The organism is Ruegeria sp. F5, from assembly GCF_056533845.1.
This window is the reverse complement of sequence record NZ_JBQFOU010000002.1, coordinates 391856-414409: the sequence shown is the minus strand read 5'-3', so window position 1 is coordinate 414409 and position 22554 is coordinate 391856. Positions and strand designations below refer to the sequence as shown.

The 22554-nt window shown below is 60.3% G+C and carries 26 protein-coding genes and 1 pseudogene; 14 read left to right on the top strand and 13 right to left on the bottom strand.

The features are described 5' to 3' along the window. Window positions 1–57 precede the first annotated feature (57 nt). The gene (locus ACR0K1_RS04435; protein WP_480613494.1) at window positions 58–861 is read left to right on the top strand and encodes a hypothetical protein; all 804 of its coding nucleotides are present in this window, start codon (window positions 58–60) and stop codon (window positions 859–861) included. Between the two features lie 3 nt (window positions 862–864). On the opposite strand, the gene ACR0K1_RS04430 is transcribed toward ACR0K1_RS04435, so the two are convergent. Continuing rightward, window positions 865–2322, bottom strand: a complete 1458-nt coding sequence (locus tag ACR0K1_RS04430; protein WP_480848952.1) for a cobyric acid synthase — start codon at window positions 2320–2322, stop codon at window positions 865–867. Window positions 2323–2382: 60 nt separating this feature from the next. On the opposite strand from ACR0K1_RS04430, the gene ACR0K1_RS04425 reads away from it, so the two are divergent. Further along, window positions 2383–2952 (top strand): cobalamin biosynthesis protein CobQ, encoded by a 570-nt coding sequence (locus ACR0K1_RS04425; protein ID WP_480848950.1) that lies wholly within the window; start codon window positions 2383–2385, stop codon window positions 2950–2952. A gap of 68 nt (window positions 2953–3020) precedes the next feature. On the opposite strand, the gene ACR0K1_RS04420 is transcribed toward ACR0K1_RS04425, so the two are convergent. Then, complete coding sequence (locus ACR0K1_RS04420) at window positions 3021–3341, bottom strand: DUF6280 family protein (RefSeq protein WP_037310273.1); 321 nt, start codon at window positions 3339–3341, stop codon at window positions 3021–3023. A gap of 218 nt (window positions 3342–3559) precedes the next feature. On the opposite strand from ACR0K1_RS04420, the gene efp reads away from it, so the two are divergent. Continuing rightward, window positions 3560–4123: an elongation factor P gene (gene efp / locus ACR0K1_RS04415; RefSeq protein WP_480613500.1), complete on the top strand. Its 564-nt coding sequence runs from the start codon at window positions 3560–3562 to the stop codon at window positions 4121–4123. Between the two features lie 45 nt (window positions 4124–4168). On the opposite strand, the gene ACR0K1_RS04410 is transcribed toward efp, so the two are convergent. Both ACR0K1_RS04410 and ygfZ read right to left on the bottom strand, forming a co-directional pair. Next, entirely contained in the window at window positions 4169–5116 is a 948-nt protein-coding gene (locus tag ACR0K1_RS04410) for an ABC transporter transmembrane domain-containing protein (RefSeq protein ID WP_480613502.1), read from the bottom strand. A gap of 112 nt (window positions 5117–5228) precedes the next feature. Next, window positions 5229–5966, bottom strand: coding sequence for a CAF17-like 4Fe-4S cluster assembly/insertion protein YgfZ (ygfZ, locus tag ACR0K1_RS04405; protein WP_480848947.1), 738 nt, complete (start codon window positions 5964–5966; stop codon window positions 5229–5231). Window positions 5967–6039: 73 nt separating this feature from the next. Here ygfZ and ACR0K1_RS04400 point away from each other — a divergent pair, with 73 nt between their 5' ends. After that, entirely contained in the window at window positions 6040–6714 is a 675-nt protein-coding gene (locus tag ACR0K1_RS04400; RefSeq protein ID WP_480848945.1) for a TIGR04283 family arsenosugar biosynthesis glycosyltransferase, read from the top strand. A 10-nt stretch (window positions 6715–6724) separates the two neighbouring features. Here ACR0K1_RS04400 and ACR0K1_RS04395 read toward each other — a convergent pair. After that, window positions 6725–7480, bottom strand: a pseudogene (locus ACR0K1_RS04395) (hypothetical protein); the annotation flags it as partial. A 106-nt stretch (window positions 7481–7586) separates the two neighbouring features. Between ACR0K1_RS04395 and ACR0K1_RS04390 the strand changes: the two are divergent. Beyond that, a complete protein-coding gene (locus ACR0K1_RS04390) occupies window positions 7587–8357 on the top strand; it encodes an alpha/beta hydrolase (protein ID WP_480848943.1) in 771 nt (256 codons plus the stop codon). Window positions 8358–8369: 12 nt separating this feature from the next. Here the strand turns inward: ACR0K1_RS04390 and ACR0K1_RS04385 are convergent, their stop codons facing one another. Further along, complete coding sequence (locus ACR0K1_RS04385) at window positions 8370–8651, bottom strand: hypothetical protein (RefSeq protein WP_480613510.1); 282 nt, start codon at window positions 8649–8651, stop codon at window positions 8370–8372. 388 nt (window positions 8652–9039) lie between these two features. On the opposite strand from ACR0K1_RS04385, the gene ACR0K1_RS04380 reads away from it, so the two are divergent. Beyond that, the gene (locus tag ACR0K1_RS04380; protein ID WP_480848940.1) at window positions 9040–9924 is read left to right on the top strand and encodes a formylglycine-generating enzyme family protein; all 885 of its coding nucleotides are present in this window, start codon (window positions 9040–9042) and stop codon (window positions 9922–9924) included. A gap of 87 nt (window positions 9925–10011) precedes the next feature. Here the strand turns inward: ACR0K1_RS04380 and parE are convergent, their stop codons facing one another. Both parE and ACR0K1_RS04370 read right to left on the bottom strand, forming a co-directional pair. Then, entirely contained in the window at window positions 10012–11970 is a 1959-nt protein-coding gene (parE, locus tag ACR0K1_RS04375; protein ID WP_480613514.1) for a DNA topoisomerase IV subunit B, read from the bottom strand. 149 nt (window positions 11971–12119) lie between these two features. Further along, a complete protein-coding gene (locus ACR0K1_RS04370) occupies window positions 12120–13148 on the bottom strand; it encodes a methyltransferase domain-containing protein (RefSeq protein WP_480613516.1) in 1029 nt (342 codons plus the stop codon). Here ACR0K1_RS04370 and ACR0K1_RS04365 point away from each other — a divergent pair. The 3 genes from ACR0K1_RS04365 (at window position 13147) to ACR0K1_RS04355 (ending at window position 16324) form a co-directional block, all read left to right on the top strand. Further along, window positions 13147–13755, top strand: coding sequence for a carboxymuconolactone decarboxylase family protein (locus ACR0K1_RS04365; protein WP_480848938.1), 609 nt, complete (start codon window positions 13147–13149; stop codon window positions 13753–13755). The genes ACR0K1_RS04370 and ACR0K1_RS04365 overlap by 2 nt on opposite strands. 163 nt (window positions 13756–13918) lie before the next feature. After that, a complete protein-coding gene (gene ppk2 / locus ACR0K1_RS04360) occupies window positions 13919–14842 on the top strand; it encodes a polyphosphate kinase 2 (protein WP_480848936.1) in 924 nt (307 codons plus the stop codon). A 117-nt stretch (window positions 14843–14959) separates the two neighbouring features. Then, on the top strand, window positions 14960–16324 hold the full coding sequence (locus ACR0K1_RS04355; protein ID WP_480613522.1) for an MATE family efflux transporter: 1365 nt from the start codon (window positions 14960–14962) through the stop codon (window positions 16322–16324). Window positions 16325–16327: 3 nt separating this feature from the next. On the opposite strand, the gene ACR0K1_RS04350 is transcribed toward ACR0K1_RS04355, so the two are convergent. Both ACR0K1_RS04350 and ACR0K1_RS04345 read right to left on the bottom strand, forming a co-directional pair. Continuing rightward, entirely contained in the window at window positions 16328–16729 is a 402-nt protein-coding gene (locus ACR0K1_RS04350) for a hypothetical protein (protein ID WP_480613524.1), read from the bottom strand. A 12-nt stretch (window positions 16730–16741) separates the two neighbouring features. Further along, on the bottom strand, window positions 16742–17944 hold the full coding sequence (locus ACR0K1_RS04345) for a pyridoxal phosphate-dependent aminotransferase (protein WP_480613525.1): 1203 nt from the start codon (window positions 17942–17944) through the stop codon (window positions 16742–16744). 91 nt (window positions 17945–18035) lie between these two features. Between ACR0K1_RS04345 and ACR0K1_RS04340 the strand changes: the two genes are divergently transcribed. The 3 genes from ACR0K1_RS04340 (at window position 18036) to ACR0K1_RS04330 (ending at window position 19258) form a co-directional block, all read left to right on the top strand. Continuing rightward, window positions 18036–18428, top strand: a complete 393-nt coding sequence (locus ACR0K1_RS04340; protein ID WP_480613527.1) for a helix-turn-helix domain-containing protein — start codon at window positions 18036–18038, stop codon at window positions 18426–18428. A gap of 29 nt (window positions 18429–18457) precedes the next feature. After that, window positions 18458–18682, top strand: a complete 225-nt coding sequence (locus tag ACR0K1_RS04335) for a succinate dehydrogenase assembly factor 2 (RefSeq protein WP_480613529.1) — start codon at window positions 18458–18460, stop codon at window positions 18680–18682. Window positions 18683–18760: 78 nt separating this feature from the next. Continuing rightward, the gene (locus ACR0K1_RS04330; protein ID WP_480613531.1) at window positions 18761–19258 is read left to right on the top strand and encodes a MarR family winged helix-turn-helix transcriptional regulator; all 498 of its coding nucleotides are present in this window, start codon (window positions 18761–18763) and stop codon (window positions 19256–19258) included. Here the strand turns inward: ACR0K1_RS04330 and ACR0K1_RS04325 are convergent, their stop codons facing one another. The 3 genes from ACR0K1_RS04325 to ACR0K1_RS04315 are packed head-to-tail and all read right to left on the bottom strand — an operon-like array spanning window position 19259 to window position 21095. Next, the gene (locus ACR0K1_RS04325) at window positions 19259–19972 is read right to left on the bottom strand and encodes a DUF1194 domain-containing protein (RefSeq protein ID WP_480613533.1); all 714 of its coding nucleotides are present in this window, start codon (window positions 19970–19972) and stop codon (window positions 19259–19261) included. It lies immediately after the preceding gene. Further along, window positions 19969–20670: a DUF1194 domain-containing protein gene (locus ACR0K1_RS04320; protein WP_480613535.1), complete on the bottom strand. Its 702-nt coding sequence runs from the start codon at window positions 20668–20670 to the stop codon at window positions 19969–19971. The genes ACR0K1_RS04325 and ACR0K1_RS04320 overlap by 4 nt, the downstream gene beginning before the upstream one ends. Further along, on the bottom strand, window positions 20667–21095 hold the full coding sequence (locus tag ACR0K1_RS04315) for a VOC family protein (RefSeq protein ID WP_480613537.1): 429 nt from the start codon (window positions 21093–21095) through the stop codon (window positions 20667–20669). The genes ACR0K1_RS04320 and ACR0K1_RS04315 overlap by 4 nt, the downstream gene beginning before the upstream one ends. A gap of 177 nt (window positions 21096–21272) precedes the next feature. Here ACR0K1_RS04315 and thyX point away from each other — a divergent pair, with 177 nt between their 5' ends. Continuing rightward, window positions 21273–22184, top strand: a complete 912-nt coding sequence (gene thyX / locus ACR0K1_RS04310) for an FAD-dependent thymidylate synthase (RefSeq protein ID WP_480613539.1) — start codon at window positions 21273–21275, stop codon at window positions 22182–22184. A gap of 56 nt (window positions 22185–22240) precedes the next feature. Continuing rightward, window positions 22241–22549, top strand: coding sequence for a hypothetical protein (locus tag ACR0K1_RS04305; protein WP_480613541.1), 309 nt, complete (start codon window positions 22241–22243; stop codon window positions 22547–22549). Window positions 22550–22554: the final 5 nt, after the last annotated feature.

Below are 22554 nucleotides of genomic sequence, written 5' to 3'. Positions count from 1 at the left end.
TGTGAGGTCTGCATTGTTTGGCTACACTCGATCCCGAGGATAGAGCGGTAGAGAACAATGACGGATAATGTCGTAAAAGCCGGTATCGAGGATGTCCTGTCTTCGGTAAAACGTCTTGTCAGTGAAGAGGCCCGGAAAGAGCCGGGATCGGATTCAAAGGCTGCGGCGCGCAAGCCCGGGCGGCTGGTTCTGACAGATGCCCTGCGCATTGGCAAATCCCCGAAAGGGGATGCAGCACCGCTGAAACTTGAACCGGAATACAGCGCCGAGAAATCGGCGAAGCCGATGCTGCTGCGGACCTGCGACATTGTCCGAGCGGGCACCCCCGCCAACCGGGATGGCAAGGCACCGGCGTTTGCAGAAAAGCCAGTGGCGGAAAGCGAACCGGCGGCCCCTGAAGACAATCCGACCGTCAGCCTGAGCGCCAAGATCGAAGCGCTCGAGGCTGCGATCGCCCGCACCGAAGATCAGTGGGAACCCGACGGCGACAGTGATGACGCCTATTCCGGTACGCCGGTTCAGTCCTTGCCGTGGAACGCCGAAAAAGGTTTCGCCGCGGAGAAGCTGGAAACGCAGGATGAGCCCGAATCCTTCGTCTTTGTGAAAGAGGCCGAGACCGCCGCGACCTTTGTTCGAAGCCCGTCGGTCTCAGCGCCCGAGACGCCCGAGCCGGAAGGGGCAGCGCCGGATGGGTCCGAAACGCAGGCCCTGCCAATGGACGAGGATACCTTGCGGGAATTGATCGCGGATGTCGTCCGGCAGGAGTTGCAGGGTGCTTTGGGCGAGCGCATAACGCGAAACGTCCGCAAAATGGTACGTCGCGAAATCCATCGCGCCCTGGCCGCGCAGGAGCTGGAATAAGGCTTAACCGCGCCGGGGCTTACTTGCCAGTTCCAGCAGCAGATCCAGATCCATGTGCTGTTCCAGATGGTCGGCCAGATCGTCCAGTGTTTGTTCGACCCCATCCTCATAAGCGTTGTCCGACGTGACCCCCAGCTTTGAGAGATAGCTGGCGCGGAACGCGTCCGACGAAAAGATACCGTGCAGATAGCTGCCCAGAATGCGACCGTTCGGGCTGGCGGCTCCTTCGGGGCGGCCATCGACCTCAAGCCAGGCGCGGGTGCAATCGGGACCTTCGGTTTGGCCCATGTGGATTTCATAGCCGCTGACAGGCTCACCACCCGGCAAAGCGCGGGCCTCGGTCAGCGTAACGTGCTTTTTGCCAGCCATGACGGTGTCAACGTCCAGCAGGCCCAAGCCGTCGACCTTGCCGGGCCGTCCATCGACCCCGTCCGGGTCCGAGATGGTTTTGCCCAGCATCTGATACCCGCCGCACAGGCCCAGAACATGCCCGCCCCGGCGCACATGGGCGTAAAGGTCGATATCCCACCCCTGCGCCCGGAAATTGGCCAGATCGCCGATGGTGGACTTGCTGCCGGGCAGCAACACAAGGTCCGCGTCGCCGGGCAGGGGGCGGCCTGCGGGGATGACCTCAACGCTGATGCCGGGCTCGGCAGAGAGCGGGTCGAGGTCGTCGAAATTGGCCATCCGTTCAAGCTGAGGCACGACAACCTTGCAGGCACCGCCCGTATGAGAGCGGATGTCCATCATATCCTCGGCCGGCAGCTTCCACGCATCGTGGAACCACGGGACAACGCCCAGACAGGGCCATCCGGTGCGCGTGGCGATGTCGTCGCGGCCCTCGTCAAACAGCGATACGTCGCCCTTGAAGCGGTTCACCGCAAAGCCCCGGATCATCGCCAAATCATTCGTGTCCAAAACCGCCTGCGTTCCCACGATCTGGGCAATCACGCCGCCACGGTGAATGTCTCCGACCAGTACCACGGGAACTCCGGCGGCACAGGCAAAGCCCATATTGGCGATGTCGCCCTTGCGCAGGTTGGTTTCCGCCGGGCTGCCCGCGCCTTCGATCAGGACCAGATCGGCATCGCTGCACAGGCGATCAAAGCTTTCAAGCGCCGCAGCCAGAAGTTTGGATTTGTCCTTGCGGTAGTCGCCCGCCTTCATCGTGCCCGCGCGCTGCCCCTGCACGATGATCTGGGCACCGGTATCGGTTTCGGGCTTCAAAAGGATCGGGTTCATATCCGTATGCGTGGCGCGCCGCGCCGCGCGGGCCTGCAGCGCCTGTGCCCGGCCGATTTCCCCGCCGTTTTTCGTGACGGCGGCGTTGTTCGACATGTTCTGCGGCTTGAACGGCGCAACCCGCAATCCGCGCCGGGTAAAGGCCCGCGCCAGACCGGCCACAAGAACCGATTTCCCGACATTGCTGCCGGTGCCCTGAATCATGATGGACCGAACCATGCCCCGTCTCCTATGTTGGCGCTCAGATGACCTGATTTGCGGGCAAAGGAAAAGCCAAAGTTGAATACACCAGCGCATCTGTTGATCGGAGCCGCCGCCTTTGCCCGCCCGGCCCGAGGACCGGTCCTGTGGGCCGCCTTGTTCGGATCGCTGCTGCCGGACCTGTCGCTATACGTGATGGCGGGCACGTCGCTTTTTGTTCTGGGGATCCCCGAACATGTTGTGTTCGTTCAGCTTTACTTCTCGGGCAGTTGGCAGACCGTATTTGCGATCGACAATTCCTTTTTTCTGTGGGGGCTGGCCCTGCTGATCGGGCTGTGGCGCGGCTGGAAACTTCTGACCGTCGGCGCATCCGCCGGGATGCTGCACCTTGGGATGGATTTCCTGCTGCATGCGGGGGATGGGCGGCCTCAGTTCTGGCCGTTCAGCGACTGGGTGTTTCACAGCCCGGTCAGCTATTGGGACAGCAGCCATCACGCCCTGTGGGTGGCGCCTGTGTCGATAGCACTCTGTATCGCGTGTTATGCCATCCTGTGGCAGCGCGGCATGTCCGTCTGGGCCAAAGCGTTCTTTGGCGTGCTGGTGCTGGCCGAGCTTTGGGTCGCGCGGCAGTGGTTCCTGTTCTTCTGAGCGCGGGGCAAAAAGAAAAGCGCGCTCCTGCTGAGGAGCGCGCTTTTTCGTTCAGAGGTCGCCCTGGATCAGGCGGCTTCTGCCTGCTGAGCGGCATTGCGACGCTCGCTTTCTTCCCGCGACAGCGCGACCGAGGTGCGCACGCCACGGCCGACGAACTCCATCAGTCCGCTGACAACCCGCTCGTTCGGGTCGATGCCCGCGCACGAAAGCACCTCGCGCCCATCGCGCGAACGGGCCCAGCGGGCGATCTGTTCGGGGCCATTGCCGTATTTCTTGTCATCGGCGATGGCGTCATCTAGTGCGGCCAGCACAACGGCCGCGAAAAGTTTGCGTGCACGATTGCCTTGCTCGTTGTTAAAGGCAGTGCCGTCAACGAAATCTCTCATCTCGTCTTCCTTGTTGTTCTTGCTCTTGCATTTTCGGCGTGACGGTCCTTATGACCTATTAGGTGCGATTCGGATACAGCTAAAATGCATAGTTGCGTTGCGTCACTTGCATGGCTTTCTGCATGTGCAGCACTAGGTGTCGTTGTCTTGTCAGGTGTGGTCCCGCCAGATATAGGGACGGCAACTGACGCATCAACCGTTTGTGAAGGATTTATGTCATGCCCAAGATAAATGGGAACGAAATTCGCCCCGGCAATGTGCTTGAGCATAACGACGGGCTGTGGGCCGCTGTCAAAGTCGATCACGTAAAGCCCGGTAAAGGCGGCGCTTTTGCACAGGTCGAACTGCGCAACCTGCGCAACGGGTCCAAGCTGAACGAACGCTTCCGCTCTGCCGACAAGGTCGAACGCGTGCGCCTTGAGCAGAAGGATCAGCAGTTCCTGTACGAATCTGACGGCATGCTGGTGTTCATGGATGCCGAGACCTATGAGCAGATCGAACTGCCCGCTGACCTGCTGGGTGAACGCCGCCCGTTTCTGCAGGACGGCATGACCATCGTGGTCGAGTTCTACGAATCTGAGGCACTGAACGCGACGCTGCCGCAGAAGGTTACCTGCAAGATCGTCGAGACCGAGCCGGTGGTCAAAGGCCAGACTGCTGCGAACTCGTTCAAACCCGCCGTTCTGGACAATGGCGTCAAGGTGATGGTGCCGCCGTTCATCGGTCAGGATGAGATGATCGTGGTGAACACCGAAAGCATGGAATATTCCGAACGCGCGTAACGCCGTGCAACGTCCCAAAATGACCGTGACAGCAGGGCTGCGCGGTCATTTTTTGTGTCTGGTATAGGTGCGGTATCGCGTGGGATCGGGGCCAAACAGGCCGCGCATCAGGTCGAACTTGATCCGGTTGGCGCTGACCTGACGGTAGAATGCGATCAGAAAGGCGGTTGGCCCTTGTATCCGGGCAAGCCCGCTGGTGGCCGCCACCACGGTACCGACATCGGTGCGGCCCTGCAGAACCAGCCAGCCGCCCATCATCAGAACGCCAACCATGCCGGCGCCGTTAATTGCGCTGAGCAGGAACTTGGTGGACAGTTTCCAGACAAACATCCGCCGCCGCGTCTCGAAGATGTCATCGAATTTGGCTTCGACATCGGCGACCGTGCTCTGGATATCTTCGGTGGTCAGCGTGTCGGTGGCGCTGCGCAGGATGTGAACACGCTCGGCAACAAAGATGTTCACCTTGCGCTGCGAGACCAGAACGATGACGATCTGTGGCGCGATCATCGACAGGGCGATCAGGCCAAGCCCCGGTTGCGTTGAGGTGATGAAGCCAATGACCGAGATCAGTGTGCCGATCTGAACCACCGGATCGGAAAAGGCGCCGCCTGCGAACTTGCCCAGCTCTTCCGCCTCGGCCGAGATTGCGGTGGTCATGGTGCCCTTGCGAACGGTCTCGCCGGTCTGCCCCATATCGGCCGAGCGCGCCAGCAGCCGCAGCCGTATCATCCGGATCAGGTCTTCGCCCAGCGTTCCGGCGCGGTAGCCCAACAGCCATTTGAGCGCCAGGCTCAGCAGAATAACCGCCAGCATGCCCGCGCCCATCAAAAACAGGCGGTTTGTATCTATGTCGTCCGAAGTCAGTTGGTTGATGATATTGCGCTGAAACTCCAGCGGCGCAGCAGCCAGCGCCGCCACAGCGAGCGACAGCAGGATCAGGATGATCTGACGCCCGGCGCTGGCGCGCCAGATGGCGGCGTATAACTGAAACATGCAGGCACCCGTGTTGCTCGTGTGCCCGCACTGTGACAGGACCGCTGGCGCGGTTCAAATGGTCGGGATCGCCGCCGAAGATCCAGCGTGCCGCGCGCGCAACAAACTGCGCCTAGTCGGTCAGGGTGATCCTGGCGGCTTCGGCCTGCATCTCGTCCCCGGTGCGGTCGAGGCGCAGATAGGCAATCGCCTGATCCCCGGACTGAGTGAACAACGTGCCCGCAGGTTTCCCGCCGGACAGGATCGCCGTTCCCACCGGGGCGCTGCCGTCGATATTCACCCGGCGCAGGCCCTTGCGCAGTTCGGTTTTGTGTTTCATGCGCGCAGTGACTTCCTGCCCGACATAGCAGCCCTTCTTGAAATCGACGCCATTCAAGGTTTCAAATCCGGATTCCAGAATATAGCTGTCGGGGGTCAGTTCGATCCCGCTTTCGGGGATGCAGTGGCGCACGCGGATCGCCTCCCAATCGGTTCCGTCATCGCTTTCGGGAGCGGGCGTGTACGAACGCCAGCCCATATCTGGATGACGCGGGTCGGGCAAGGCCCCGTCGGGCGCAGGCCCGGTGCCGCGTTGCAGGTTCAGATCGGTTGCCTCAATCGCAACATCAGCGCGCAACTTGTACATGCTGAGGCGCTTAAACAGCCCATCGGCCAGTTCTTCGGCCACGTCCAGCAGGATCGCCCCCGCGTCGCGTTTCAGGAAGAAATCGGCCAGATACTTGCCCTGCGGCGTCAGCAGCGCGGCATAGACCAGCCCGTTGTCCAGCCCGCGAATGTCATTGGTGATCAGGTCCTGCAAAAAGCTGTCGGCGTTCGAGCCGGTCAGACGCAGAATGCGGCGGGTGGGCATGGCTTGGTCCTCGTCATTTCCTCAGGCCTCGTGATATAGGAAGTCTCGCCGCCAAGACCAGAGGTTATCCGACGTGCCCGCGCCCATCAGCATCGTGATCCCGACCCTGAACGCGGAAGCGGCTTTGCCGGACTGCCTGCAGGCGCTGATGGAAGGGCTGCACGCCGGGTTGATCCGCGAGTTGGTGATCAGCGATGGCGGCTCGACAGACCAGACACCCGAGATCGCGGATGAAGCCGGGGCCGAATTCCTGACCGGTCCGGCATCGCGTGGCGGTCAGCTGCGCCGAGGCTGCGCGCAGGCCAAGGGCGATTGGCTGCTGGTTGTGCACGCCGATACGGTGCTGCAGGACGGCTGGACCAAAGCTGTCGCGGACCATCTGCAAACGGGCAAACCCGCCGCCTTTCGGCTGACCTTCCGCGCCAAGGGCTTGGCCCCCGCGTGGGTAGCGGGCTGGGCCAACCTGCGCAGCCGCGTCTTCGGATTGCCCTACGGGGATCAGGGCCTTCTGCTGCCCCGTCAGACCTATCTGGCCGCAGGCGGATACCCCGACCAACCGCTTATGGAGGATGTGGCACTGGCCCGCAAACTGCCCCGCATCACCTTGCTGGCGTCGCAGGCGATCACGAGTTCGGAACGCTATGAACGGTCGGGCTGGTTTCGGCGCGGGGCGCGGAATCTTTGGACTCTGCTGCGCTACTTTCTTGGGGCCGACCCAAAGGCGCTGGCGCAGTCCTACCGGCGCTAAGCCGCGCGCCGCGCAATTCGACCAGCGATTTACCCAGCCGGAAGGGGGCCGCGAAACTGACCAGACATAGCGCAATGATCTGCAGCACCAGAATATGCGCGTTGGCCTGCAGGTATTCCCATTCATCCTTCAGCTTGCCGACCTGATCGATCAGATCGTCATAGGCCTGCGCCAGGATCAGATAATCGCCCGCAATCGCCGGCACCTTGCGGCGCATGTTGTCGATGGCGGTCTGCGTTGGCTCATCCAGCGAGGTAAAGACCAGAAACTGATCGATGTTGAACGCGTCTGCCTTGGCGGCCATGTCGCGGATTTCCTCCATGTCATCTTTGGCCTGACGCCCGAACAGGAAGTGCAGACCTTGCAGAGGCGCAACCTCATTCGTGACGGCGATGAAGAGGGGCAGATCGGCATTGCTGGCGGTCGAGGCAGACAGGAATTCGACCTTGTCGCACAGGACGGCGGTGTCGGGATCATAGGCCGGGTCGCAGAACCGCAGCCGGAACCGGGCCGCGTCGCGGTCGAAGGCCAGCGAGGCGGCATAGGCCACGTCAATCTGCCGGTCCAGCCGCGAACTGTCCGCCGAATAGAGCCCCGCGAGAACCGCCACCAGCGCACCGATGCCGCCCAGCACGACCCAGACCAGATCGGCCACCTTCCACGCCCGGTGCCCCGCCGGTTTGCGGAACAGAAAACCGGTGCCCACCGATCCGATCAGAAAGAACAGGATCAGCAGAGGCAGTTGATTGTCCGTCACAAAACTCATGCTCTCAAGTGTAAGAAGTCCAAACCGTGACGCAACAGTGATCACGTTCAGTTGTAACAGGCTGAAGGATGGCCATACTGGGGTCGCGCAGAGGGGGGAGAGGCCCATGACCAAAGAAATCGTTCTGATCCACGGGGCCTTTGCCGGGCCGTGGTGCATGCGGGACTATGCCGGGTTCTTTCGCGACCGGGGCTGGACGGTACACACCCCCGCGCTGCGCTTTCATGGCGGCGATCCAAAGGCCGAGCCCGATCCGGGCCTGACCGACACCAGCGTCACGGATTACGCGGATGACATCGCGGATTTCGTGCAGGGGCTGGACAGCAAACCGGTGCTGCTGGGCCATGCCATCGCTGGCGTTGTCGCCCAGCAGGTGGCCGCGCGCGGTCTGGCCAGCGCCATCGTTCTGATTAACCCGAACGCGCCCTGGGGCACTTTGCCCGAAACCGAAGACGAACGCGCCGTACCCCGCGCGCTGATGGAGGGCGGGGCGTTCTGGAAACAGCCCATGCGCGTCGATTTCGACCTGATGGCCCCCTTCGCGCTGAACAAGATGCCCGAGGCGCAGCAGCATGAGGTGTTCGACCAACTCGGCGCTGAGAGCGGGCGCGTGATGTTCGAGATGTTCTTTTGGATGTTCGACGACCACCACGCGATGAAGGTGGAGATCGACAAGGTCGACTGCCCGGTGCTGATCGTCTCAGGCACCGAGGACCGGGCCGTGAACCCCAGCACCTGCCGCGCGCTGGCGAACCTCTACGGGGATCGCGCGACGTTTTTGCCGGTCGAAAACCACGCGCATTTCCTGTTCATGGAACCCGGCTGGGAAGGCCCCGCCGGGCAGATCGCCGACTGGCTGGACGAAAAGCTGGGCTAAACCGGCCCTACGTCAGTTATTGGTCGAAAACGTGCTTTGCGGTTTCCACTTGAGCGTATCGTCGTTCTCGCGATGACAGCGCAACAGGCGTTCCTGCACCGTGCTGACCGTACTGGTGACGGTATTGTCGCCCGTCAGCAGGACAAAGGAGTCCTCGGAATAGGCCAGACCTTCGTAATAGCAAAACCGCTTCTCCGCGCCGTCCGGAATGGGTGAGGCGAGGCTTAACGTCTGCTGCGCTGTGGCTGTCGAGGCAAGCAGCGTCAGCGCCAGCCCGAGGGTTAGTGTTTTCATGTCGTCCTCCCGTTCGGAAATTGTCGTTCGAATTGGGTCTTGGGGCCCGGAACCTCAGATGTCGTTCTTGGATGACGGATTGAGGGTAAGTGTGAACGGGATCAACGGGTTAGGCAACGGAAAAAATTTGGAAATTGGTAGCTTTTGTCGTAGAACTTCGACTTGTCACGAGATAGTTTGAGCTCGCTGAGATTGTGATCTTAAAGGAAACTTCAAAATGTGGTTGTGTCTAGGTTTCACTGCAAGATCGAAGGTCCCGCCCCCAAATCCACAGTGGTTGAAACGCGCATTGGCATTCGGGTTGCTTTGCGGGCTGGCGTATGTAGTGCCTTCATATCCAGGCTCAGCCGAAACTACTGAAGCGTTGCGAAGTTCGAATGGGGAGGTGTTGTCCCCGCTGGACGTCTTCAAGGAATGCGATCAGTGCCCAGAGATGATCGTGGTGCCACTCGGTTCCTTTATGATGGGTGCTACACAAGAAGAGTCACGGAACCCGTTCGATTTCTTTGGTGAAGGTGCCACGATGACGCGGCGTGCACCTGATGCGATAAACATTATTCCACATGAACATCCACGCCACCGCGTGGAAATGGATGTGCCATACGCAATAGGTCGCAACGAAATCACATACGCACAGTGGAATGAGTGCGTTGACGCCGGTGGATGTGCGCACAGTCCGGATCATCGTGTGTTTGCAAAACTCGATAGCGGTCGTTTGGATTATGTCCCACTTGAGGACAGCCACCCCGCAATCAACATTTCTTTCCTTGATATGCTGGAATACGTCACATGGCTAAATTCTTTGGTTGGCGGCGAAGTGTATCGCCTCCCAACTGAGGCCGAATGGGAATATGCCGCGAGAGGTGGGTCAGACGCCAGATTTGGGCAGGGCGAGGAACTGACACCTCAACAGGCCAACTTTTCCGGTGTTGGTACGGAACAGATGCGTGGCAAGGAAATGCCTGAGCTTACAAACCGGCGGATACCTGTTTTAGTGAATGACCTAAGTTCTGGAAACGGTTGGGGTTTGAGGCATATGTCCGGGAATGTATACGAGCTGACTCTATCTTGCTGGTCGTCTGAACACTTAGGGTTATCCAGTGATCGCAAGTACCAAAAGAATGCTCAATCACAATCTACATGTGAGCGGGTAGCAAAAGGTGGCAGCTTTGCAACTGGAATGGATTATTTACGCCCGTCGGCTCGCGCGAGTAGACCCGAACATCGGCGCAAGAATGACACCGGATTTCGCATCGTAAGGGAACTAAAATAGGCAGTTTTGTTGCTACGAATTCCCGGGAAATGTCGAGTATTCAGCTAAGTTCTGCAATTTCACGATTTGAGGCTGGAATACCTTGCCTCAAACATCCAACTCCTCCACAAACCGCGCGTTCTCCTGAATGTATTGGAACCGCAGTTCGGGCTTCTTGCCCATCAGGCGCTCGACCAGGTCGCCGGTCTCGCCGGGTTCGTCCTCATCAATCGTAACGCGGATCAGTTTGCGGGAGGCTGGGTCCATCGTGGTCTCTTTCAGGTCCTTGGCGTCCATTTCGCCCAGACCCTTGAAGCGGGAAACGTCGATCTTGCCCTTGCCGCCCAGACCTTTCTCAAGCCACTCGTCGCGTTCGGCCTCGTCCAGACAGTAGACGCGTTTGGCGCCTTGGGTCAGGCGATACAGAGGCGGGCAGGCGAGATAGAGGTGGCCCGCGTCGATCATCGGCCGCATCTGGGTGAAAAAGAAGGTCATCAGCAAGGACGCGATATGCGCCCCGTCCACATCCGCGTCGGTCATGATGATGATCTTGTCATAGCGCAGGTCGTCGACGTTGAACTTGGTGCCAAGGCCCACACCCAGCGCCTGCGTCAAGTCGTTGATCTCGGCATTGGTGCCCAGTTTCGAACTGGCCGCGCCCAGCACGTTCAGGATCTTGCCGCGCAGGGGCAGCAAGGCCTGTGTCTTGCGGTCGCGGCCCATTTTGGCCGAGCCGCCCGCCGAGTCGCCCTCGACGATGAATAATTCGGTGCCGTCGCGTGTTGAACTAGAACAGTCCACCAGCTTGCCGGGCAGACGGAGTTTCTTAGTGGCGGACTTGCGTTGTGTTTCCTTCTCGGCCCGCCGGCGCAGGCGTTCCTCGGCCCTCAGAATGAGGAAGTCGAGAATTGCGCCTGCGGACTTGGTGTCGGCGGCCAGCCAGTTGTCGAAATGGTCGCGGACCGAGTTTTCGACCAGCCTCTGCGCCTCGACCGTGGCAAGGCGGTCTTTGGTCTGGCCGACGAATTCCGGCTCACGGATGAAGCACGACACCAGCGCGCAGCCACCGGTGATCAGGTCGTCACGGGTGATCTGCGCGGCCTTCTTGTTGTTGATCAGCTCTCCATACGCCTTGATCCCCTTGAGGATCGCCGCCCAGAACCCCGCCACATGGGTGCCGCCTTCGGGCGTGGGGACGGTGTTACAGTAGGACTGGATGAACCCATCGCGCGAGGGGGTCCAGTTGATCGCCCACTCGACCTTGCCGGGGGTGCCGAATTTCTCGGTAAAGTCCACGGTGCCTGCGAAAGGCTGCTCGGCATAGGTGGACGAGCCGTTCATCGTTTCCTTCAGGTAATCGGACAGGCCGCCGGGGAAGTGGAAGCTGGCCTCGGTCGGAGTTTCGCCATCGTCGATGGCGGATTTCCAGCGGATTTCAACGCCCGAGAACAGGTAGGCCTTGGAGCGGATGGATTTGAACAGCCGCGCCGGTTTGAAGCGATGGTGGCCGAAGATGTCCGGGTCGGCATGGAAGGTGACCGTGGTGCCGCGCCGGTTCGGGGCCGCGCCGATCTTTTCCACCGGACCCAGCGGGATACCGCGCGAGAAGCGTTGTTCGAACAGTTGTTTGTCGCGCGCAACCTGCACCACCATCGAATCCGACAGCGCGTTCACTACGGATGCGCCCACACCGTGCAAACCGCCCGAGGTCTGATAGGCCTTGCCCGAAAACTTGCCGCCCGCGTGCAGGGTGCACAGAATGACCTCAAGCGCGGATTTGTCGGGAAACTTGGGATGCGGATCAATCGGAATGCCGCGCCCGTTGTCGCGTACGGTCAGGGCGTAATCGGAATGCAGTTCCACCTCGATCCGGTTGGCGTGGCCTGCGACGGCTTCGTCCATCGAGTTGTCGAGGATTTCAGCGACCATATGATGCAAAGCGCGCTCATCCGTGCCGCCGATATACATGCCGGGGCGTTTGCGGACCGGTTCCAGCCCTTCAAGCACCTCGATCGAGGAGGCGTCATAGGCAGTGGTGGCGCTGGGCGTCAACAGATCGTCGGGCATGGGTGCTGCTCTTGTTTTTGAGTTTGACCCATTATGGCAGGTGATGTGGTCCGGGGGAAGAGGGGCGCGAGGTGTTGTGTTCTGTCTTTAACGGCGCAGATGCCGGATAAGCCCACGTCGCACATCAGCAAAAACGTTGATCCCAGAGGTTAGTTTGGTTTTTCAGCGGTTAAGCGGGCACCGCCGATACGGCGCTGCTGAACATCGTCGACAAACTTGGCGTACATGATCAGGAAATCGTTCCCCTTGGATGGATTCCCGGCGCGTTCCGCTTCGGCGTCGAGATCTTGATACATCCTGAGCCTTTGAGCCAGAATGTCCCCCCATGAATGCGTCAGGTCATCTGCTAACACCACGTTAAAACCGGCGTTTTCCAATTGGGTTTGGTACTGGGGGATGCTCAGCATGGACTGGCAGGCAAAGCGTTGTCTGTAATGGTCCAGTTCTTCCACCGGCAGGGGGCTGTGCATCACCCAATCAGTAAGCGCAAAGCGGGCGCCGGGACGAAGAACGCGAAACACTTCGTGAAGCGCCTTTTGTTTGTCGGGAATATGCAGAAACGACTCCTGGCTGACCGCAGCGTCAAAGCGCGCGTCCTCAAAGGGTATGTCCACGGCACTGGCCAGAACCGGGTGAACCTGATCCTGCAGTCCGACAAGAGTGTTCAGTTCCTTAGCGCCTTCCACGCGGTTCGGGCTGAGGTCGATTCCTGTGACCTGAACGCCACGCTGGACGGCATACCACCTTGCAGGTCCGCACAGGCCGGAACACACATCAAGGACATTGTCACCGGGGTGCATCCCGGTGTTTTTGGCTAGCCGTGCGTTCGCGTTCAACCCGTCATAGTGATCCTGATCGAATGGGTAGAGTTCCTGCGGTTCGACGTCTTTCAGCGAGCCACGGCTTTGCTCCAGCTTTGTCAGTATGTGTGGCGCTGAAATTGGGTGGTTGGCGTAGAATTTCGCGACTCTCTCTTCCGCTTTGTTCACCGGCTTGGTTCCTCCCCCAATTTCTGGAAGCTTACCCGGTTGTGCTGCGGCGTCATAGCTTTGATTGTACGTACCAAAATAGGCAAGGGCACCAATAGTTGTTCGGGACGGCGCGGTTTCGTCTCGCGGATGGGTGAGATCGTAACTAGAGTGATCGCAACTCAAAGATACAAATAGCGGGAACTTCATGAGCTGGATCAAAACCATTCCGTTCGACCAGGCCACCGGCAGGCTGCGAAAGCTGTACGAGCGGGTCACCGGCCCCGACAACAATGTGGACAACATCATGATGGCGCATTCTCTGCGGCCGCATTCGATGGAAGGCCACATGGCGATTTACAAGACTGTGCTGCACCACTCGGCCAATCGGGTGCCAAAGTGGTTTCTCGAGGTTTTGGGCGTGTGGGTCAGTTCGCTGAACCGCTGCGGCTACTGCGTCGAACATCATTTCAGCGGGTTGCAGCGGCTGTTGGGCGACACCGCGCGCGGGGATGCGATCCGCGCCGCAATTGAGGCGCGCACACCCGGGCAGGCCCCGTTGGATGCGGCGCAGGTCGCGGCGATGCACTATGCGCGCAAGCTGACCGAGGCCCCGGCGGATTTGACGGAACAGGACGTGATCGCACTGCGCGAGGCCGGGTGGGACGACGGAGAGATACTCGAGATCAATCAGGTCTGCGCGTATTTTTCCTATGCCAACCGGACGGTGCTGGGGTTGGGGTGTTCGACCGACGGGGATGTGTTGGGGTTGTCGCCCAACAACTCGGACAATCCTGACGATTGGGGGCATCGGTAGGGGCGGCCCCTCGCGTTTCGCGAGGTGTTTTTGAACAGAGGATGTGTGGGATCGGTCCACCGCTTTTTTGTCGGTGTCAGGTTCAGGTTTGATGCCAATCAAAGCGCGTTCAGGGCATTTCTGCTAGCCGTCACTGAGGACAGTGAAAGCCAGGAGAACATGCATGGAAGCAGTTGCGAAGATCGAGCCAGAATCCCAGAAAATCAACGCCGAACCAGTCAGAAAAACCGCGCCCGTGCCGCCGAGCCTGGAAAAAATCCGGCAGGCTTTCGAAAGCGGCAAATACCCCTATGGGCGTAAGATGGCCCGCGCCGTTTATGAGGCCGAGAAGGCGCAGCTTCAGGCCGAGCTTCTGAAGGTTCAGCTTTGGTCGCAAGAGACCGGACAGCGCTTCGTGCTGCTGTTCGAGGGCCGCGACGCCGCCGGCAAGGGCGGTACGATCAAGCGGTTCATGGAACACCTCAACCCCCGTCAAGCGCGGATCGTTGCGCTGAACAAGCCGACCTGGGAAGAGAAGGGGCAGTGGTACTACCAGCGCTATGTTCAGGAACTGCCGACCGTTGGTGAAATGGTGTTCTACGACCGCTCCTGGTACAACCGCGCCGGGGTCGAGCGGGTGATGGGGTTCTGTACGCCGAACGAATACCTCGAATTCATGCGCCAAACCCCCGAGCTTGAGCGGATGCTGGTGCGGTCGGGCATCCAGCTTTACAAATACTGGTTCTCGGTCACGCAGGACGAACAGCAGCGCCGGTTCAAGAGCCGCGAGACCGATCCGCTGAAACAGTGGAAGCTGTCTCCGATCGACAAGGCCAGCCTGAACAAGTGGGACGACTATACCGAAGCCAAAGAAGCGATGTTCTTCTACACCGACACGGCGGACGCGCCCTGGACCATCGTCAAGTCCAACGACAAGAAGCGCGCGCGCCTGCACTGCATGCGCCACTTCCTGTCCACGCTGGACTATCCCGGCAAGAATTATCAGGTCGTGGGCGAACCCGATCCCCTGATCGTCGGGCAGGCGCATCATGTGATCCACCGCTCGGAACACATTCTGGGCACGGCCCTGCATCCGGAAGCGCGCTAACCGGCCACGGCACCTGCCCCACGCCGGGGGATACCGGCGTGGAGGCCTTTTGTCTCATATTGAAATTTTACCTTTCCCCTCTTGTCCCGGCATCGGGCCGCGCATATGGCTGTGCCGATGACGAAAGTGATGACATATCCCGGCCATTTTCGCGCCATTGCCGTGCTGGGCCTGCCGTTGATCGGCGGGCATCTGGCGCAGTTTGCCATCGGTCTGACCGACACGATCATGCTGGGCTGGTACGGGGTCGAGGCTCTGGCTGCCGTGACGCTGGCCGGCAGCTTTTACTTTGTGCTGTTTCTGTTTGGCGCAGGATTCGGCTGGGCCGTCATGCCAATGGTGGCAACTGCCGCAGCGGAAGAGGATGAAACCAGCATTCGCCGGTCCACCCGCATGGGGCTGTGGCTGTCGTTGCTCTATGCGGCCCTGGTGCTGCCCTTGCTGTGGTGGTCCTATCCGATCCTGATCGCCGCAAAGCAGGACCCGCAGGTCGCCAAAACCGCGTCGGAATATCTGCGTGTCGCCGGATGGGGCATCATTCCCGCGTTGCTGGTGATGGTCCTGAAATCCTATCTGGCCGCGCTTGAGCGCACGCAGATCGTTTTGTGGATCACGGTGGTTGCCGCGTTGGTCAACGGGGTGACGAACTATGCGCTGATCTTCGGCAATTGGGGCGCGCCGGAACTGGGCGTCATCGGCGCCGCAATTGCGTCGATCGTGACCCAGCTCGTCTCGTTGATCGCCGTGATCATCTATGCGGTCTATGTCCTGCCTGAACACAGCCTGTTCCGGCGCTTCTGGCGCCCGGATTGGGAGATGTTCGGCAGCGTTCTGCGCCTTGGTGTGCCCATTGGGCTGACCACGCTGGCCGAGGTTACGCTGTTTGCCACCTCTGCTGTGATGATGGGATGGTTGGGGCAAGTGCCGCTGGCTGCGCACGGGATCGCATTGAACCTGGCCTCTGCCATGTTCATGGTACATCTGGGCCTGTCCAATGCGGCCACCATTCGGGCGGGCAATGCGCTGGGTCGCAGGGATCGTGCCCATCTGGAAAAGGGCGCGGTGGCGGTCACCGGGATGTCGCTGGTGGTGTCGGTGATAACGATCATATTGTTTCTGACATGCGCCGAGCCGTTGATTTCGCTGTTCATGGAACCGGACGACCCGCAGCGTTCGCAGATATTGGCGATTGGCACCGGCCTGCTGGCCCTGGCGGCCCTGTTCCAACTGGTAGACGGGGCGCAGGTCATTGCGCTGGGGCTGCTGCGCGGATTGCAGGACGCCAAGATCCCGATGGTCATAGCGGCGCTCAGCTATTGGGTCATCGGTATCCCGGCCTCGTACTACTTTGGGTTCGTCCGGGGAATGGACGGGATCGGCGTCTGGATGGGTCTTGTGCTTGGATTGGCCTTCGCCGCGGTGCTGCTGATGGCCCGCTTCTGGCTGCGGTCCGTGCGGGAAATTGGCGTTCCGGCCGAATAGAGCTTATTCTTTCTCCAGCCGGTCCGCCTTTTTTCGAACCAGAACCGACCGCAGATCGTGCATCGCCATCAGCAAACGGTCGGTCACGTCCTCGAGCTGAGCGTCCGAGGCTTTGGACTGCGCCCATTGCGTGGTCAGGTTCAAGTAGTCGACCGCGCGGTGAATATCGTCGATATCCCGCTGCGCCAAAAGCGCCTTGCGGTCTTCCATCCAGCGGGCGATCTCGGCCTTGTCCGCCTCGGTCAGCGTGCGCTGACCATGGGGCTTGACCTCGCCATTGCGGATGTTGATGACGGCAATCTGGTCCATCTCGATGCGCCGAAACCGGTTTTCGGTGTCGATCCGGAACACTGCGGCCCCGTTCTCACGCACTCGGAAATAGTATTCGGGCAACTCGGTGGACATCTGCGGCTCCGGTCAGGTCAGGGCGGCGCAGAAGCGTTGGATGCGGGTGCAGGCCTCTTTCAGTGCCTCGTCCGAGGTCGCATAGCTGACGCGGAAATTGGGCGACAGGCCGAAGGCTGCGCCAAACACCACGGCCACGTCGGCCTCTTCCAGCAGTGCGGTTGCGAAAGCCTCATCGTTTTCGATGACGGTTCCGGCAGGGGTGGTCTTGCCGATCAGACCCGAGATCGACGGATAGACATAAAACGCGCCCTCGGGGGTCGGGCAGGTAACGCCGTCAATGGCGCCGAGCATATCGACCACCAGATCGCGGCGGCGTTTGAAGGTTTCGTTGTTCGGGGCCAGAAACGCCTGTGTTCCGTTCAGTGCCTCAACCGCCGCCCATTGGCTGACCGAGCAGGGGTTCGATGTGGATTGCGACTGGATCTTGCGCATCGCGGCAATGATCTCGACCGGACCTGCCGCGTACCCAATGCGCCAGCCGGTCATGGCATAGGCTTTGGACACACCGTTGCAGGTCAGCGCGCGGTCATAAAGCCCGGGCTCGACCTCGGCCGGGGTACAGAACTGGAACCCGTCATAGGCGAGGTGTTCATACATATCGTCCGACATGATCCAGACATGGGGGTGGCGCATCAGAACGTCCGTCAGCGCCTTCAGTTCTGCCGGGCTGTAGCCCGCGCCGGTCGGGTTCGATGGAGAGTTGAAGATGAACCACTTCGTCTTTGGCGTGATCGCCGCTTCCAGCTGTTCGGGCGTCAGCTTGAAACTGTTTTCCAGCGCGGTTTCCACAACAACCGGCGTGCCGCCCGCCAGCAGCACCATATCGGGATAGCTGACCCAGTAGGGCGCGGGGATGATCACCTCATCGCCCGCGTTCATCGTTGCCATCAGCGCGTTGTAAAGCGTCTGCTTGCCGCCGGTTCCGACCGAGATTTGCGCTGGCGTATAGTCCAGCCCGTGATCGCGTTTCATCTTGGCGCAGGCGGCCTGTTTCAGCTCGGGGATACCGTCGGGCGCGGTGTATTTCGTCTTGCCCGCCGCGATGGCCGCCACAGCCGCATCCTTGATGTTCTGGGGCGTGTCGAAATCCGGTTCCCCCGCGCTCAGCCCGATTACGTCGCGCCCTGCGGCCCGCAATTCGGCGGCTTTTGCCGTCATTGCGATCGTGGGCGACGGTTTAACGCGTGACAGTGTCGCAGACAGGAAACTCATGGTCGGCCTCGGTTTGAATGATCAACTTGTCTGTCATAGGGTGCGCCCGAATGACGATCAAGCAGTATAAGGCGGAGAATCGGAGGCCCTGATGAACGACGAATACGACTGGTACGGCCCGGATGCAGCAACGTTCGGAGACCGGCTGGCGGGCGCGCGCGAGGCCGCGGGGATGACCCAATCCCAGATGGCCCGGCGGCTGGGCGTGAAAAAGTCCACAATCGCCGCGTGGGAGAATGACCTGTCCGAGCCGCGCGCTAACCGGTTGTCGATGATGGCCGGCATGATCAACGTCTCGATCATGTGGCTGTTGACCGGCGAAGGCGAAGGTATGGATGCGCCGCAGGATTACGCTGAGGGCGATTTGAATGTGGCGGATGCGGTTGCCGAACTGCGTGCGATCCGCAGCGAAATGCGGCTGAGCGCCGAACGCGCCGCACGGCTCGAGAAAAGACTACGCCTGATGCTGGAGGAGCAGGTTTGACCGAGGCGCAGGACGTCAGGATAAAGCGCATGAAAATGCGCTCGATGCGGCGGGGGATCAAAGAGATGGACCTGATCCTGTCTGCCTATGCAGACCGCCACCTGGCGCAGATGGACAAAGCCGGGCTGGATACCTATGACGCCCTGCTGCATGAAAACGATCAGGACCTGTACCAGTGGGTCACGGGCCAGGTTCAGCCGCCGGCCGTATATGCGGATTTGATCGCGGATATCGCGCAGACCTTTCAGAAATAACGGAAAATCCGGCTTAACCGATTATTGGTGAATTCGGTTCATCGTGTGTGAAACTGCGCGACTGAATCGGAGGGTCGGATGAGTATGGAAATGCAGGTCTCGCTGCCGGAATCCAAAGGGTTCATGACCAGCTATCTTGAGGCGCTGGCCCTTGTCGAACGGCTGCACCGGCTGTTGCTGGACGTCATCAAGGACGAATTCGAACGCGTTGGAGTGCTTGAGATCAACGCCGTACAGGCCCTGCTGCTGTTCAACATCGGCGATCATGAGGTGACGGCGGGCGAGTTGAAAAGCCGCGGCTACTATCAGGGCAGCAATGTCAGCTACAACCTCAAGAAACTGGTCGAGATGGGGTATATGCATCACCAAAGGTGCGAGATCGACCGGCGCTCGGTCCGGGTGCGGCTGACCCCGCGCGGGCGTGAGATACGCGACATCGTTTCCGAGCTGTTCTTACGCCATGCCGAGGGGCTGCAGGGCAGGGGCGTGCTGGGACTGGAAGGGATCGAGGATATCACCATCTCTCTGCGCCGGGTCGAACGGTACTGGACCGATCAAATCCGCTACATCTACTGATCAGGGGCGCGCATCCGACAGCACCAGACTGTCAAGTTCCCGGATCAGCTTGCGCACCATGGCATCCTCGTAGGCTTCGAAACCCAAGGCAACCTCGACAAAGGCATCGGGCCCCAGAATGACCCATGCGTTATAGTAGGCGGACAACTCTCCCACCTGAACATAGCGCCTGTCGCCGTTGCCTGGATCGTCCGCGCCGATCACCAGACCGTTGACGGTGATACCTGTCGATCTGAGGCTGGGCTTCACGTCGCGCGGATGCGGGCCCAGATTGTGCTTTCCGTCCCCCGACAGATCCAACGTTCGCTTCCAGCACTCTTGCTGTTGCGACAACAGCTCAGCGCCAAATGTCATGGCCGACCCGACCGCGGTTCCCTGTGGCGCTGCGCTGCGGTCCACCTTTCGCAAGCGCGCCGCAATCCGCGACAGATCGGCAGCCGAGCGGACCTCGGTCCAGTCCAGCAGCATCCTGTGATGCCCCGGTTCGCTCCATTCGAAAACCGCCAGACGCACCGGGACGGCAGAGTTTGACAGGATCAACTGGCCAACTTTGGGATGGCTCAGCGCCGAGGCGAGCCCGTCAAGCTGCAACTGGTATTCCCGCGCGTCAACCGATCCGGACACGTCCAGCCCAAGCGCCAGAGCCTGCCGGCACTGAGCCATGGCGGGTCCGGCAGCGAGAGCCAACAGGATGGCCAGAAAACGCAGGATCATCGAGACGGCCTGTCCAAGGACCCGATTTGCATCCCCGTCAGCTCTCGTTCCAGCTTTTGGCGCATGGCCCGTTCAAAGTCCTCGAACCCGTCGGCGATTTCCAGAAACGCACCGGGCCCGTGAAGCACATTGTTCCGGAAGAACGGGACCAGAAACAACTCGGCTTCAAAGTCATTGGCGTTGATCACCAGACCGTTGACGACCGTGTTCTGAAAGGATGGCAGCCGATAGGCCGCTTGCGTGCTGTACCCGTCATTGTTGGTGCCGTCGCCGGACAGATCGATGGTCTGAAACAGGCAGGGCGGGGCCTGTTCCAACAGAGATGCGCCAAAGGTCAGGGCATGTCCCATGGCCGTGGCCGAAGCGGTGTCAGACCGAACCGACCGGCTGACCCGTTCTGCCGCCGCCAACAGATCGCCACTGCCTTCAATCAGACGCCAGTTCAGAATCACATGCTGATTGGTTGGCCCGCTCCATTCATAAACCGCCAATGCCACCGGCATGGGCGAGGAAAAGAACGCGTCCTGAACCTCGGGCGCGATCAGGGCGGCGGCAAGGCCTTGGCGCTGCAGGATATCCTCGGTCGCATCCACCGAGACGGAAATATCCAGCGCAAGGGCCAGCGCCAGACGGCAGGGCGCGGCCTGAACGGGGCCGGCCAGCGCGGCCAGCCCCAACGCTATCATCGGTCGGATCACCAGTGGCCGGTGCTCTCCATGCTGGCCCAGGGTTCTGCGGGTTCCAGCGCATGCCCGTGCTGAAGAAGTTCGACCGAGATATTGTCCGGCGAGCGTACAAACGCCATGCGCCCGTCGCGCGGGGGCCGGTTGATCACGATGCCATTGTCCTGCAGGTGCTGGCAGGTCTCGTAAATATTGTCGACGCCAAAGGCGAGGTGACCGAAATGGCGGCTGTCGCTGGGCAGCCCGTCATCGCCATCCCAGTTGTGGGTCAGCTCGATAGGACGATCCTCCTGCCCCGGAGGCGCCATGAAGATCAGGGAAAAACGGCCCTGTTCGCTGTCATACCGGCGCGTTTCCTCCAGACCCAGCAGCTTGTAAAACGCCATGGATTTTTCCAGATCCTTCACCCGGATCATGGTGTGAAGATATGTCAGCCCCATCATGGCTTCCTTTCGATGATTGTGATTTACCGCAGCTTAGCGCGCCGACCCGACGTGTCGAGGGGGCAGCAGGAACACAATTTCAAAATTGCCCGCGTGACGGTACATATGGCGGTTCCGGTGTCTGGACTGTCGATATATAGTGGTCAGCGACTCATTGCCAGAAAGGAAAATTTCATGCCGCTGTCCGCCGAACATCAGGCCGAGATCGAAGCGCAACGCGCGCAATCGCATCCAACCCGTCGCGTTGTCGCAGCAGGCATGGAAGAGCGTCTGTACACTGCTCATCAGGTTCTGGACCACGGCTTCGTGCGCGTGATCGACTATATGGGCGATGATGCCGCAATCTGTCAGGCGGCCCGCGTGTCTTATGGCAAAGGCACCAAATCGGTCCAGAATGACGAAGGGCTGATCCGCTATCTGATGCGCCACTGGCATTCCACCCCGTTCGAGATGTGCGAAGTGAAGCTGCATGTCAAACTGCCGGTCTTTGTGGCCCGTCAGTGGATTCGTCACCGCACGGCGAATGTGAATGAATACTCGGCGCGGTATTCGATTCTGGACCGCGAATTTTACATTCCCGCGCCCGAACATGTCGCCGCGCAATCCGAGGTCAACAACCAGGGCCGCGGGTCCGCGCTGGAAGGGGAGGAAGCCGCGCGCGTGCTCGACATCCTCAAGGCTGACAGCGCGCGGTGCTATGACAACTACGAAAACATGATCAGCCAGGACGGCCAGCAGGGTCTGGCGCGGGAACTGGCTCGGATGAACCTGCCTGCCAATATCTACACGCAATGGTACTGGAAGGTGGACCTGCACAACCTGTTCCACTTCCTGCGCCTGCGCGCCGACCCGCATGCGCAGTACGAAATCCGTGTGTATGCCGAGGCGATGTGCAAGATCGTCGCCGATTGGGTGCCGTTCGCCTACAAAGCGTTCGAGGATTATCGCCTGGGCGCCGTCAATCTTTCCGCACAGATGGTCGACAGCCTGCGCCGGATGCTGGCGGGGGAAACGGTCACTCAGGACACTTCAGGCATGACCGCCCGCGAATGGCGTGAGTTCGAAGCGATCATCCGCGAAGGTTGATTTGGAGGCATATCGTTTGTCTATACGCATGGTCATGAAACTGTTACATTGGTCTCATGACCCATGCTTCGATTTTTCCCGCCATGTGCCTGATATTGGGGCTGGCCTTGCCCGCGCAGGCCAAATCGCCCATTGCCGAGGTCCTGTGTGAGCCGACCCAAAGGCTTCATGAAAAACTGACCCGGCAATTCGCGTCCCAGCGCGTCGCAACCGGTGTGCGCGGACCCGAACAGATCATGGAGGTCTGGAGCAGTGATCGCGGTGACTGGACCATGGTCGTGACATATGCGACCGGCACGTCCTGCATCGTCGCGATGGGACAAGACTGGTTTACCCATGCGGACAACGTGCCAGCACGAGGATAGGGCAT